The organism is Streptomyces sp. NPDC048211 (assembly GCF_043202315.1).
Taxonomy (GTDB): Bacteria; Actinomycetota; Actinomycetes; order Streptomycetales; family Streptomycetaceae; genus Streptomyces.
The window spans coordinates 1071169-1084604 of sequence record NZ_JBIDAD010000001.1 but is presented as its reverse complement, the minus strand read 5'-3'; the positions used below and the strand labels follow the sequence as shown (position 1 = coordinate 1084604).

12 protein-coding genes are annotated in these 13436 nt (G+C 70.6%); 3 read left to right on the top strand and 9 right to left on the bottom strand.

Translation table 11 applies throughout. The features are described 5' to 3' along the window. Positions 1-33 precede the first annotated feature (33 nt). The gene (gene pyk, locus ACGFZA_RS05025) at positions 34-1470 is read left to right on the top strand and encodes a pyruvate kinase (protein WP_385275922.1); all 1437 of its coding nucleotides are present in this window, start codon (positions 34-36) and stop codon (positions 1468-1470) included. 93 nt (positions 1471-1563) lie between these two features. Here the strand turns inward: pyk and ACGFZA_RS05020 are convergent, their stop codons facing one another. The 4 genes from ACGFZA_RS05020 to ACGFZA_RS05005 form a co-directional block, all read right to left on the bottom strand. Next, positions 1564-2880 carry a hypothetical protein gene (locus ACGFZA_RS05020; protein WP_393677167.1) on the bottom strand — a complete coding sequence of 439 codons (1317 nt, stop codon included), beginning with the start codon at positions 2878-2880 and terminating at the stop codon, positions 1564-1566. Then, the gene (locus tag ACGFZA_RS05015) at positions 2870-3463 is read right to left on the bottom strand and encodes a DUF6114 domain-containing protein (RefSeq protein WP_385275929.1); all 594 of its coding nucleotides are present in this window, start codon (positions 3461-3463) and stop codon (positions 2870-2872) included. Before ACGFZA_RS05015 ends, ACGFZA_RS05020 begins: the two co-directional genes overlap by 11 nt. Positions 3464-3557: 94 nt before the next feature. Beyond that, positions 3558-4214: a DUF6230 family protein gene (locus ACGFZA_RS05010; RefSeq protein WP_385275932.1), complete on the bottom strand. Its 657-nt coding sequence runs from the start codon at positions 4212-4214 to the stop codon at positions 3558-3560. A 611-nt stretch (positions 4215-4825) separates the two neighbouring features. Then, positions 4826-5791, bottom strand: a complete 966-nt coding sequence (locus tag ACGFZA_RS05005) for a tetratricopeptide repeat protein (RefSeq protein WP_393677164.1) — start codon at positions 5789-5791, stop codon at positions 4826-4828. 332 nt (positions 5792-6123) lie between these two features. Between ACGFZA_RS05005 and ACGFZA_RS05000 the strand changes: the two genes are divergently transcribed. After that, a complete protein-coding gene (locus ACGFZA_RS05000; protein ID WP_385275938.1) occupies positions 6124-6747 on the top strand; it encodes a TetR/AcrR family transcriptional regulator in 624 nt (207 codons plus the stop codon). A gap of 16 nt (positions 6748-6763) precedes the next feature. Here the strand turns inward: ACGFZA_RS05000 and ACGFZA_RS04995 are convergent, their stop codons facing one another. From ACGFZA_RS04995 to ACGFZA_RS04975, 5 genes are all read right to left on the bottom strand, one after another. Continuing rightward, complete coding sequence (locus ACGFZA_RS04995; RefSeq protein WP_385275941.1) at positions 6764-7840, bottom strand: alpha/beta fold hydrolase; 1077 nt, start codon at positions 7838-7840, stop codon at positions 6764-6766. A gap of 84 nt (positions 7841-7924) precedes the next feature. After that, positions 7925-9625: a methylmalonyl-CoA mutase gene (locus tag ACGFZA_RS04990; RefSeq protein WP_393677161.1), complete on the bottom strand. Its 1701-nt coding sequence runs from the start codon at positions 9623-9625 to the stop codon at positions 7925-7927. A 74-nt stretch (positions 9626-9699) separates the two neighbouring features. Then, entirely contained in the window at positions 9700-10035 is a 336-nt protein-coding gene (locus ACGFZA_RS04985; protein ID WP_385275947.1) for a DUF3817 domain-containing protein, read from the bottom strand. A gap of 74 nt (positions 10036-10109) precedes the next feature. Next, a complete protein-coding gene (locus ACGFZA_RS04980) occupies positions 10110-10619 on the bottom strand; it encodes a MarR family winged helix-turn-helix transcriptional regulator (protein ID WP_385275950.1) in 510 nt (169 codons plus the stop codon). Positions 10620-10629: 10 nt separating this feature from the next. Beyond that, positions 10630-12237 (bottom strand): MFS transporter, encoded by a 1608-nt coding sequence (locus ACGFZA_RS04975; protein WP_393677158.1) that lies wholly within the window; start codon positions 12235-12237, stop codon positions 10630-10632. A gap of 73 nt (positions 12238-12310) precedes the next feature. Between ACGFZA_RS04975 and ACGFZA_RS04970 the strand changes: the two genes are divergently transcribed. Beyond that, the gene (locus tag ACGFZA_RS04970) at positions 12311-13300 is read left to right on the top strand and encodes a DUF5937 family protein (protein ID WP_393677156.1); all 990 of its coding nucleotides are present in this window, start codon (positions 12311-12313) and stop codon (positions 13298-13300) included. Positions 13301-13436 lie beyond the last annotated feature (136 nt).

Genomic DNA, 13436 nt, shown 5'->3' with positions numbered 1-13436 from the left:
TCCGCAGCGAAACAAACCGATAGGATCCGCCTCATGCGCCGTTCCAAAATCGTCTGCACCCTCGGTCCCGCCGTCGACTCCCATGAGCAGCTCGTCGCTCTGATCGAGGCCGGCATGAGCGTGGCCCGATTCAACTTCAGTCACGGTTCCCACGCGGAGCACCAGGGTCGTTACGACCGGGTCCGCAAGGCCGCCGCCGAGACCGGCCGGGCGGTCGGCGTGCTCGCCGACCTCCAGGGCCCGAAGATCCGCCTCGCGAAGTTCGCCGAGGGTCCCGTCGAACTGGTCCGCGGGGACGAGTTCGTCATCACCGCCGAAGACGTCCCCGGTGACAAGTCGATCTGCGGCACGACCTACAAGGGTCTGCCCGGCGACGTCGCCAAGGGCGACCCGATCCTGATCAACGACGGCAACGTCGAGCTGAAGGTCGTCTCCGTGGACGGCCCCCGCGTCCACACCATCGTCATCGAGGGCGGGGTGATCTCCGACCACAAGGGGATCAACCTGCCGGGTGCGGCGGTCAACGTCCCGGCCCTGTCCGAGAAGGACATCGAGGACCTCCGCTTCGCCCTGCGGATGGGCTGCGACCTGGTCGCGCTCTCCTTCGTGCGGGACGCGAGCGACGTCAAGGACGTCCACAAGGTCATGGACGAGGAGGGCCGCCGGGTCCCCGTCATCGCCAAGGTCGAGAAGCCGCAGGCCGTCGACAACATGGACGGTATCGTCGCGGCCTTCGACGGCGTGATGGTCGCCCGTGGCGACCTCGCCGTCGAGTACCCGCTGGAGAAGGTCCCGATGGTGCAGAAGCGCCTGGTGGAGCTCTGCCGGCGCAACGCCAAGCCGGTGATCGTCGCGACCCAGATGATGGAGTCGATGATCACCAACTCCCGCCCGACCCGCGCCGAGGCGTCCGACGTCGCCAACGCGATCCTGGACGGCGCGGACGCGGTCATGCTCTCCGCGGAGTCCTCCGTGGGCGCGTACCCGATCGAGACGGTCAAGACGATGTCGAAGATCGTCGTCGCCGCCGAGGAGGAGCTCCTCTCCAAGGGCCTCCAGCCGCTGGTGCCGGGCAAGAAGCCCCGCACCCAGGGCGGTTCGGTGGCCCGCGCGGCCTGCGAGATCGCGGACTTCCTGAACGGCGCGGCGCTGGTCGCCTTCACCCAGTCCGGCGACACCGCCCGCCGTCTCTCCCGCTACCGCGCGGCCCAGCCCATCCTGGCCTTCACCACGGACGAGTCGACCCGCAACCAGCTGGCCCTCAGCTGGGGCGTCGAGGCCCACGTGGTCCCGCACGTGGACAACACGGACGCGATGGTGGAGCTGGTCGACGCGGAGCTGCTGAAGCTCAACCGCTACAACGCCGGCGACACGATGGTCATCACGGCCGGCTCTCCCCCCGGCATCCCCGGCACGACCAACATGGTGCGCGTGCACCACGTGGGCGGCCAGGAGCGCGAGCGCGACTGACCGCGTCGGCCTCGGACATGACCGTGGGCCGTACCCCCGAGGAGGGGGTACGGCCCACGGCCTTTGTGCGGCTCCCGAACGGGTCCGTAACCGTCAGCCGGTGCCTTCGGTGAAGTAGTTCTGCAGACCGGGCACCGTCAGCGTCCCGCCGAACTGGCCCGCCTGCGTCACCTTCACGTTGGTGAAGAAGGCGAACGGCACGTTGATCGGCGGCGGGGTCTCCGGGCTGAAGGTGATCGGGATGAGCCCGAAGAGGTTGCCCTTCAGCTCCTCCGTGTACATCGTCACCGTGCCGTTGCGGATGGTGGACGTGGAGCCCTTCCGCGCCTTCACGTGACCGGTCACGCCGTCCATCGGGCCGACCGTCAGCTGGTGGAGGTCCTTGATGTCGACGGAGGAGGCGGTGAACTTCAGCGCCTTCTTCGTGGTGCCGTCGCCCTTCTCCACCTCGACGATGCCCTTGTAGTCGAGCCCGCTCAGGGTGAGCAGCGAACTCTCCAGGATCCACGGGTCGTTCGGGACGCGGGGGATGCCCTGCTCCCGATCGGCCGCGGCCAGGGCCTCCGGGTCGGCGGTCGGGCACGGGAAGGAGGGCTTGGCGCCGTCCGGGATGTCCTCGTCCGCCTTCGGGTCGAGTCCCTTGACGTCCTCGTCGAGCTCCTCGACCGACGTGCCGGCCTTGTCCGCCGCCTCACGGATGGCGTCGGCGGTCTTGTCGGCCGTGTCCTTCGCCGCGTCCGCGGCCGTCTCGACGGCCTTCTCGACGGGCTTGTCCGCGGCCTTGTCGGCAGCCGTGTCCGTGGTCTCCGCGGCGGACTTCGAGGGCTCCGGCGTCGCGGTGGCCGAGGGGCTCGCCGTCTCCTCGTCCGGTCCGTCGAAGAGGTCCTTGATCTTGTCGCCCAGACCCAGCGGGTCGAGCGGGTTGGTCGACTTCGTGGGGGTGGGACTCGGGCTCGTCGTCGCTGCCGGGGCGTCGGCGCTCTTCCTGGCCGTGTCGGCCGTCGCTTCGTCCGTGGCACTCGCCGACGCCGACGGGGTGGCCGTGGGCTTCGGGGTCGCCTCGTCGCTCTTGCCCGGCGCGGGCTTGCCGCTCTCGGAGGCCGACGGGGACGGCGTCTTCGTCGCCGAGGGCGACGGTTCCGCCGACTCGCTCGGCTCGTCGGAGCGGGTCACACAGGGGCCGGGCGCGAAGGGGATGTCCGTGTTGTCGTCGGCCATCGCGAGCTTGGGGGTGAGCCCCATCCCGACGAAGACCGCCGTGGGCATCGCGGCGAGCGCGAACGCCTTCTTGCCGGCGGGCATGTGCAGCTTCGTCAGCAGGGACTTCCTGGGGGCCGCGTGGCGCGGCCCTCTTCGCTCGTCGAGTCCGCTCTCGCCCGAGGCGTTCACCTGCCTGTCGTCACCCCGCACGATGCCTCCCGCCGTCGACCTCAACTGTCGTGTCGTAATGCGCCGGCTGCTGCTCGGGGACGCCCATCCCGTGGAGCGCGCCCTCGGGGTACGGCGGGGCGGCCTGCTCGTCCTTCGCGAACGAGAGGCCCTCCGGCGCTTGCTCGCCGGGAGCGCCCGCTGCCGGTCCGGCCTCGTCCGTCTTCGGCTCGCCCGGAACCCAGGACACGGAGAGCGCGCCACCGATCAGGGCGAACAGGAAGCCGATCAAGAAGCCGCCGATGTTGGCGACGGGTATGGAGATCAGCGCCAGCAGGATCGACGCGACACCGGCGAACACCCGGACGATGTGGTGGAACCACATCGTCAGACCCAGCGTGATCAGCAGGACCCCGATGATGAGCGATCCGGCGCCCGCGGTGGTGGACATGGCCAGCGTCATGTTGCCGAGGTGCATGTTCGCGTAGGGGAAGTACGCGATGGGTATGCCGCCCAGCATGGTGAACAGACCCGCCCAGAACGGCCGGTTACCCCGCCAGGTGCGGAATCCCCGCCGGAAGGTGGTGAGGTAGTGCTCGTTCTGCCCTGTGGATTCGGGGCTCATGGAAAACAGCTCCCTGGAACCGGTACTGCTGTGAGAAAGAGAAGGGTGGACGGCCGGGGGCACGCGAAGCGCCCCCGGCCGCCCGGGTGAGTGCCTAGTAGCACTCGTTGACGCCCTTGGACAGCGACAGCTTCAGACCCGGCAGCTTGAACGTTCCTGCCGTGGTGGCCCACGCCTGCTGCTTGACGTTCGACAGCTTGGCGACCTCGGCCCGCTGCGAGAACCCGTAGGGGTTGGCCGCAGTGTTGGGCTGAATGCCCGTGGTCTTGGTCTTGCCACCGGGGAACTTCGTGAGGTCACCGGCAGCGACGCCGATGTCGATGTTCGTGAACTCGGCGTCCGCGCCGAGCGACGAGACATCGAGGTACAGACCCTCGGCGTAGACCTTCTCCTTGCCGGTGCCCGCCTTCAGCTGCAGCGTGACGTTGCCGAGACCGAACGGCAGGTCGGGCGTGACGACCGACTGGCACATGTTGGTGATGGTGGCGTCGTGGAACCCCGACACGGCGACCGGAGCCGCCTGGTCCTTGCCCTTGAGGTCCTTGCCCGTCGCCACACTGCCGTACTGCACGAAGTCGTGGCCGACCAGCTCATCCGCGCTGACCTTGAACTCCTGGCCGGACACGCTGAACGACGCGGCGAGCGCGCCCTGTGCCAGACCGACACCCACCGCTGCGGTGGCTATCACGCTCGGCACCATGACGACAGCGAAACGCTTCCATCTCGTGCCACCGCGAACCTGGGAACTCATACTTTTCCTCCTTCTCGGACGTACATCTCCGGCCTGGCATCCTGCCCGACCTGGGATGGGAGAAGTGCTACGTCCTCGGAAAGGAGAGCGCCTGCAAACGGAGGCATGAACCGCGCCCGAATCACCGGCGATCACCCCCGAGCGACAACCACTGGCCACGCGTTCGCGCAACCTGTTTCGGACAGGCCCTGCGGGTCAGCAGGAACCCCCCTGTCCGGAATCGGCGCCACTGCCGCCGATCCACTCGGTGGGGACCCAACAGAGCCGCCGCACCGGCTGGCAGCCGGACTGGCGTTATTGGACCGAGCGTGGCCGATCGTGGTCCATTCGCGGCCGTGACACAAGGGGGTTCGTTACTCGCTAGTAACGGCCCGATAACCGAGCCACGACCGGGCGGTACCGTACGGCCACACAGGGTTGCCCCAGCCCGGCAGACGAAAGCCATCATTGGCGAATGAAATCGGACAGATCGCAATGATCGATTTACTGCGAGTAACAGGGCGTGCTTTTATCAAGATTTGGTAAAGCAGAGGGGAAGCAGAGGGCTCTCTTATCGCCGGAACGCGAAAACGGCCGCGACCCCCACCGGGGGCCACGGCCGCGTTGTCAGATCAGAACAAGACGCGCGCGAGTGCGGTGCGGGCGGCACCGACGCGAGGATCGTCGGGGCCGATCACCTCGAAGAGCTCCAGGAGACGGACCCGTACCCGGTCCCGGTCGTCACCGAAATTGCGGCGGACCGTCTCGACGAGTCGGCCGAACGCGTCCTCGACGTGACCGCCGACCAGATCCAGGTCGGCCGCAGCGATCTGCGCGTCCGCGTCCCCCGGATTCTCGGCGGCGTTCTTGCGGACCTGCTGCGGGTCCATCTTCTGGACCCGGCCCAGCAGTTCCGCCTGCGCGAGGCCGAGTTTGGCCTCACTGTTGGCCGGGTCGTCGGAGAGGACGTTCCGGTACGCCTGGACGGAGCCGGCGAAGTCGTTGGCGTCCAACGCCTGCGCGGCCGCCTCCAGAAGCGCGTCGTACGGCCCTGCGGGCGCCTCGGGGGCCTGCGCCGCCGCGTCAGGGTCCGCCACCGCGTCCTGGTCGACCACGATGCCGGTGAGCCCGAACCGCTCCTCGCCGACCTGGATCAGCTGATCCAGGGTCTGCCGGATCTGTGATTCGGGGGCCGCACCCTGGAAGAGGGGCAGCGCCTGTCCGGCGACGACCGCGAAGACGGCCGGGATGCCCTGGATCCCGAACTGCTGCATCAGCATCTGGTTGGCGTCGACATCGACCTTGGCCAGCAGGAAGCGGCCGTTGTACTCGTGGGCCAGGCGCTCCAGGAGCGGGCCCAGCTGCTTGCACGGCTCGCACCACTCGGCCCAGAAGTCGATGACGACGGGGACTTCGGCGGAGCGCTGGAGGACGTCGTTCTCGAAGCCCGCCTCGTCGACGTCGATGACGAGGGAGGAAGCGGGTACGGCCGCGGGGCCGCCCTGCCGGGCGGACTCGGCACGGGCCTGCTCCGCCTTCACCTTGGCCTCACCGGCCGCCTTCACCGCGGCGAGGTCGACGACGCCGCTCATGGACATGTTCCTAGGCTGCATACGTACATCCTCCCCCCTCGGCGCACTGTTCCGGAAAGCGTTACGGGAACCGCGTCCGTCCGCTGCCCCCGCCGGTGTGCGAGGTGCACGGACAGACACGGTCCGAGGGCCCCTGAAAGACCCGGTTCGGCACCCGGTCCCCACCCGGCGCCTGTGGCTGTAGCTCGTTCGTGGCGCCACAACGGCTGAGCCGTCGTTCTTACGCTACGACCCGTAGCGTAACTGTCCCCCGCCCACGATGCACAAGAGTGTTCGGTGATCTGTCTCACGGCGAACGGGGTCGGCCGGTTCTGGCTACTGACGGGTATGGTCACGGGATGCTGAGCCGCAGCCACCCCAAACCCTCACGAACGGGACGCCCGCGCAGTGCCGCGGCCGACGAGGCGATCCTCGAGGCCACCAGAGCCTCGCTGGTCGACCTCGGCTGGTCGAAACTGACGATGGGTGACGTGGCGACGCGAGCGGGAGTCGCCAAGACGACGCTCTACCGGCGCTGGGCGGGCAAGAACGAACTGGTCGTGGACGCCGTGGCGGTGCTCTTCGACGAGCTGGAACTGCCGGACCTGGGCAGCCTGTCCGCCGATGTGCAGGCGGTGGTGCTGCAGTTCGCCGCGCTGCTGGAGCGGCCGGAGACCCAGACCGCGCTGATGGCGGTGGTCGCGGAGTCGACCCGCGACGAGGCCCTGCGGACCCGGATCCGCGACTCGATCGTGGACCGCCAGAAGCACCTCGTCCTCCAGGGCCGGCGGCGGGCGCAGGAGCGCGGGGAACTGCCCGTCGAGCAGGACGAGGCCACGGCGGCGCTGACCGCCGACCTGATCTTCGATGTGATCGCCGGCGCGGTGGTGCACCGGGCCCTGGTCAGCGCCGAGCCCGTCGACGCCGACTGGGCCCGGCGGTTCACGCTGCTGCTGCTGGCGGGGCTGGGCGCGACGGGGTAGCGGCCGGGGCCGCGGGTTACCGCTGCCAGGCGCAACTGCCCAGCGTGGCCGCGCCGGAGGCGACCAGCCGGTCTGCCTGCTTCGGCGCCATCAGCTTCGTCCCGTGGCCGTGGCAGACGACCGTGCGGTCCCCGTGCCCGGCCAGGTCCACCAGGATCTGGTCCCAGTGGCGGTACTGGACGTCGTGGCCGGAGTCCGCGTACGTGCGCACCACCGGGGTGACCGGCAGCGCCCCGCGCCAGGTGGCGAGGGTGGCCGGCGGGACCGTGGTGTCCTTCTCGCCGCCGTAGAGGTACACGGGGGCCTTCAGTTTCGACAGGTCGGGCCCGGGGCGCTCGCAGTAGAGCCGCTGCTCGTGCACCTGCGGGGCCGGATCGGCCTTCTGGCCGCGCTGGTTGTACGTGCGTGCGCCCTCCTCGTAGGCGGTGTCCGCGAAGCCCGGGATCGACTTGACGGCGCTGTCGTCGGGGAAGGCCCACCAGGAGCGCGGATCGGCGATCGAGTCCTTGACCGCGTCGGCCAGCGCGTCGTCGCTCAGACCGCAGTACGCGGGCTTCGTGCCGTACGGCGGGAGCGCGGCGGCGAGATGGAGGGCCCGGACGCGGCCGGGGGCGCGGGCGGCGAGCTCGGCGGCGTAGGGCCCGCCGCCGGAGATCGCGATGACGGAGACCTTGTCGACGCCGATCCGGTCCAGGACCTCCAGGGCGTCCTTCGCGAAGTCGGCCTTGCCCAGGGACTCGTCGTAGTCCGTGTCCCCGAAGCCGTTGCGTTCCACGGAGATCAGGCGCAGGCCGAGGTTCTCGCGGGTGGTGCGGAAGAAGTCCGTCATGTGCGCCGCCCGGGCGCTGGTGCCGGTGCCGCCGATGAAGAGGACCGGGGTGCCGCCCCGGCGGCCCTCGTCGATGTAGTGCGCGGTCCTGCCGGTGGAGAGCTCCGCCGCCTTCACCTCCGGCCCGAGGGAGTCGAAGGCGTCCTGCACCCCCGGCTTCGGCGCCGGTGCGGCGCTGACCGCCGTCGAACCGCTGACCAGCAGCGTTCCGAGTACGGCGAGTGCGGCGCCGGCGGCTGCGGTGATTCTCCCGGACAGTCTCACGGTGTTCCTCCAGGGGTGGTGCGGGTATCGCGGCTGCGCCTACCCGGCCCCCTGGAGGTGACACCTGTCAGTACCGACTGCCTGTCAGAAGCCGGGCGGCTCGGTGTAGATGCCCCACTCCTCGCGCAGCACCCCGCAGATCTCGCCGAGGGTCGCCTCGGCGCGTACCGCGTCGAGCATCGGCGCGATCATGTTGGAGCCGTCACGGGCGGCGGCCAGCATCGCGTCCAGCGCGGCGGTCACCCGTGCGTCGTCGCGGTCCGCCTTGCGGCCGGCCAGTTCACGGACCTGCTCGCGCTCGACCTCGTGGCTGACCCGCAGGATCTCCAGGTCGCCGGTGACCGAGCCGAGCGCGACGTTGACGCCGACGACCCGCTTGTCGCCCTTCTCCAGCGAGCGCTGGTACTGGAAGGCCGACTCGGCGATCTCGCCGGTGAACCAGCCGTCCTCGATGCCGCGCAGGATGCCCGAGGTCATCGGGCCGATCGGGTGCTGTCCGTCCGGGTGGGCACGGGTTCCGCGTTCCCTGATCTGGTCGAAGATCTTCTCGGCTTCGGCCTCGATGCGGTCGGTGAGCTGTTCCACGTACCAGGAACCGCCCAGCGGGTCGGCCACGTTGGCGACGCCGGTCTCCTCCATCAGCACCTGCTGGGTGCGCAGCGCGATCTCGGCGGCCTGCGCGGAGGGAAGCGCGAGGGTCTCGTCGAGGGCGTTGGTGTGCAGGGAGTTGGTGCCGCCCAGGACGGCGGAGAGCGCCTCGACGGCGGTGCGTACGACGTTGTTGTACGGCTGCTGGGCGGTGAGCGAGACACCGGCGGTCTGGGTGTGGAAGCGGAGCCACTGCGCCTTGTCGGTCTTCGCGCCGTACGTCTCCTTCATCCAGCGGGCCCAGATCCGGCGGGCCGCGCGGAACTTGGCGATCTCCTCGAAGAAGTCGAGGTGCGCGTCGAAGAAGAAGGAGAGTCCGGGGGCGAAGGTGTCGACGTCGAGACCGCGGGAGAGGCCGAGCTCCACGTAGCCGAAGCCGTCGGCGAGGGTGTAGGCGAGCTCCTGCGCGGCCGTGGCACCGGCCTCCCGGATGTGGTAGCCGGAGACGGAGAGCGGCTTGTAGGCGGGGATGTCGCGGGCGCAGTGCTCCATCAGGTCGCCGATGAGGCGCAGGTGGGGCTCGGGCTGGAAGAGCCACTCCTTCTGCGCGATGTACTCCTTGAAGATGTCCGTCTGCAGCGTGCCGTTGAGTACGGCCGGGTCGATGCCCTGGCGCTCGGCGGCGACCAGGTACATGCAGAAGACGGGCACGGCGGGGCCGCTGATCGTCATCGACGTCGTGACGTCGCCGAGCGGGATGTCCTTGAAGAGGACCTCCATGTCGGCGGCGGAGTCGATGGCGACCCCGCAGTGGCCGACCTCGCCGAGCGCGCGGGGGTCGTCGGAGTCGCGGCCCATCAGCGTCGGCATGTCGAAGGCGACGCTCAGGCCGCCGCCGCCCGCGTCGAGGATCATCTTGTAGCGCTCGTTGGTCTGCTCGGCGTTGCCGAAGCCGGCGAACTGGCGGATGGTCCAGGTGCGGCCGCGGTAGCCGGTCGGGTGGAGGCCGCGGGTGAAGGGGTACTCACCGGGCCAGCCGATCCGCTCGAAGCCCTCGTACGTGTCCCCGGGCCTGGGACCGTAGACGGGGTCCACCGGGTCCCCGGAGAGCGTGGTGAAGTCCGCGTCACGCTTGCGGGCCTTGTCGTACCGGGCCTGCCAGCGTTGGCGGCCTTCCTCGATCGCGTCAGCGTCCATGCCACCAATTTACTAGGACGTCCTAGTAAATGTCGATGACAAACCGCCCGGCGCTTCGCACGGGGCGGTCGGTGTCAGACGTTCGCGGGGGCCGCGGGGGCCGCGTCCGCGATCAGCGGCTCGACCTCGCGCACGACCTTGCGCTCCACGAAGAACGCGGCCGTCGGGATGGTGCCGGAGAGCAGCACCCAGGCCAGCTTGCCCATCGGCCACTTCGCCTTGGAGCCGAGGTCGAAGGCGAAGATCAGGTAGATGATGTACAGCACGCCGTGGATCTGGGAGACGACGAGGGTCAGCCCCTCACCCTTGTCGAAGCCGTATTTGAAGATCATGCATACGCAGAGGATCAGCAACATGACGGCGGTGACGTAAGCCATCACCCGATAGCGGGTCAGCACACTGCGTTTCATGCCATCGAGCGTAACCGGACGCCCGGGGCGATCTTGCAGCGGGCCCCGCGCCGGAACGCCCCCTCCGGGGCCCCTCAGATCTCCTCGAAGTCCTGGGCGGCGATACGCAGCGGACGCAGCAGCGCGAAGATCTCCGCGCACTCCTCGGCGTCGTACACCCCGAGGCCGAACTCCATCGCGACGAGCTCACGGGTGGCGGACTCGACGACCTCGCGGCCCTTGTCGGTGATGGAGGCGAGCGTTCCGCGGCCGTCGTTCGGGTTGGGGCGCTTGTCGACGAGACCGGAGCGCACCAGCCGGTCCACCGTGTTCGTCACGGAGGTGGGGTGGACCATCAGCCGCTCACCGATCTTGGACATCGGCAGCTCGCCCTCCTTGGAGAAGGTGAGCAGCACCAGCGCCTCGTACCGCGCGAAGGTCAGTCCGTACGGTTTGACGACCGCGTCGACCTCGGCGAGCAGGATCTGCTGCGCACGCATGATCGAGGTGATCGCCCCCATGGAGGGCACCGGGCCCCAGCGCTGCTGCCAGAGTTCGTCGGCGCGGGCGATGGGATCGAAGGGGAGACTGAGCGGCTTCGGCACGGCACCGACCTTACCCACTGGCCACATGCCGGTCCTCCCTGTCTCGAACTTCGGTCCGAATACGGTGAGCGGGTGCGGTTCTCCGTACCTCGGCGACGAGCGCCAGCAGGCACAGAGTGCCGAGTACCCCGGATCCGGCGACCACCCGGTGCACGGGGAAGAACTCGGCCGCCAGTCCGGCGAGGGCCATGCCGACGCCCTGGAGCGTCATCAGTCCGGCGGTGAGCAGGGTCATGGCCCGGCCCCGCAGCTCGTCGGGGACGGCTTCGACGAACCACTGGTCGAGGCCGATGACGTACGCCGACCCCGCACCGGCCAGCACCAGCGCGACCGCGGCCAGGGCCACACCGGGACGGAACCCGTACAGCAGGAGGGGCAGCAGCCCGGTCGCGGCGAGCGGCAGCACGATCAGGGAGCGGGACCGGGGGCCGAGGGCCGCGCCCGCGTACAGCTCGGCGACGATGGAGCCGACCGGCATCGCACACATCAGCAGCCCGAGCGCGGTGCTGCCCACACCGATCTCGTCGGCGTACGGGGCGGCCAGCGCCTCCGGGGCGACGACGAACACCGGGGGCAGCCAGAAGAGCAGCATCAGCGCCCGGATCCGGCGGTGGCCGAGCACCAGCCGCGCACCGGAGAGCGACTCCTTCAGCAGGGTGCCGCGCGCCCCGCCGCCGGCGCGCGCGGGCCGGTCGCGGGTGCCGAGCCGGAGCAGTGCGGCCGAGCAGAGGAAGGTGGCGACGGTGATCGCGATCGCCCCGCGCGGGGCGACCACGGCGAGCAGCAGTCCGCCCACGCCGAAGCCGGCGAGCAGGGCGCTCTGCGAGACGATCCGCAGCAGCGAGCGCCCCAGGACGAACAGGTCGCCCTCGCCCAGGATGTCGGTGAGCGCGGCCATCCTGGTCCCGGTGAAGACGGGCGAGACGGCCGCGACCAGGCAGCGCAGCACGAGCAGCCCGGCGACCGGGGTCCCCGGCAGCACCATCACGGCGACGCAGCCGGCGCAGATCAGGTCGCAGGTGACCAGCACCCGGCGTGCGGGGTAGCGGTCGGCGATCCCGGCGAAGAGCGTGCCGCCGACGAGGTAGGGCAGCATGCCGAGCGCGAAGGTCAGGGCGCTGAGCAGCGGCGACGCGGTGAGGTCGTACACGAGCACGGTGAGCGCGAGTTCGCTGACGACGACGCCGAGCAGCGAGAGCAGGTGCGCGGCGAACACCGCCCGGAACTCCCGCACGGCGAAGACCGCCCCGTAGCCGCGCGGGCCGCCCGTGGTCACGTGCGTGCCCGGCGCCGTCACGGGTACGGCCGCAGCCGCCCCAGGTGCTTCCGGCGCCGTCCCGGGTGCTTCCGCAGTCGCCACGGGCGCCCCGGCTCCCGGCACAGGTTCGTCCGGTGCCGTCACCGGTGCGCCCGGCGCCCGGAGCGCGGGCGGTTCGCTCGGGTCGGAAGGACCGGCGCGCTCCGGGTGCGGGGCCGGGAGAGGGCCCGGTCCGGTGGCGGCGGGGATCGCGGGGCGCGGGGCGGGCGGCGTGCCGGTCCCGCTCGGGACCTGCCCGTCGCAGGGGGTGTCCGTCGCGTCGCGGGGGCCGCCCGCCAGGGGATCGGTGTCTCTCGGCATGGAGGCAGCCTGCGGGAGCCGGCCGCACCCTCCGTAGACTTTCGGCTCCGTCCGAATCTTCCCGAGGCCGCGCATGCCCTTCCATCTGCACTTCGACGAGAGCGATCTGCTGCGCTGCCGGTTCGCGCTCTCCCCGCTCGGGGAGACCCAGGCCGCCGTGCGTGTGCTGGCCGTGCCGGAACGGCAGGGGTACCACCTGCCGTGGCTGCGCAGGATCCGGCAGGCGGCCGCCGGGCTCGATCTCGGACCGCTGTGGCTGCTGATGAACGAGCGCGGGCACAATCCCGACTTCTTCTGCCCGCCGCCGCTGGGACCCGGCACCTCCTTCGAGGAGGAGATCGCGGTGGTGCGGGCCGTCGATCCGCGACTGGCCCGGGACGACATGGCCTGGGCCCTGTCCGAGCGGCCCGGGGCCCTGGAGTCCGCCGCCGGACGGGCGATGCTGACCGATCCCGCGCGGACGGTGCGGGAGCTGGCCGACCTGCTGGAGCAGGCCTGGCGGGTACTCATCGAGCCGCACTGGCCCCGGCTGCGCGCCCTGCTGGAGGCCGATGTGGCCTACCACTCGCGGCGGCTGGCGGCGGTCGGCTTCGAGCGGCTGCTGGGCGAGCTGAGTCCGCAGCTGAGCTGGTCGGAGTCGACGCTCACCATCTCCCGCACGGCCGGCCGGCACTCCCGGGTGCTCGGCGGGCAGGGCCTCGTCCTGATGCCCAGCGTCTTCGCCTGGCCCGATGTGATCGCGGGGTTCGAGGCGCCCTGGCTGCCCGCGGTCATCTACCCGGCACGCGGCATCGGCGGACTGTGGACGGAGCCGGGCGCCAGTACCCCGGACGCGCTCGCGCGGCTGCTCGGCCGGGCCCGCGCCGACGTCCTGTGCGCGCTCGACGAGCCGGCCGGCACCAGCGCGCTCGCCCACCGACTCGGTCTGGCGCCGTCCTCGGTGTCGGCTCATCTGTCGGCGCTGCGGGCGGCGGGGCTGCTGACGTCGCACCGATACGGACACCAGGTGCTGTACGAACGGACGCCGCTCGGCATCGCGCTGGCCGTGTCCCCGCGCCCGTAGCCGGGGGGGCGCGGCCCGCGCCCGCGGTCGTCGCAGACCGGGGACGCCGAGCCGGTCCCCGTACCGGACGGCCCCGTCCTCGGGCCCGCGGGCGGGGCCGCCCCGCCCGCCGCACCAGGAGGTTCCTGCCCGGTGC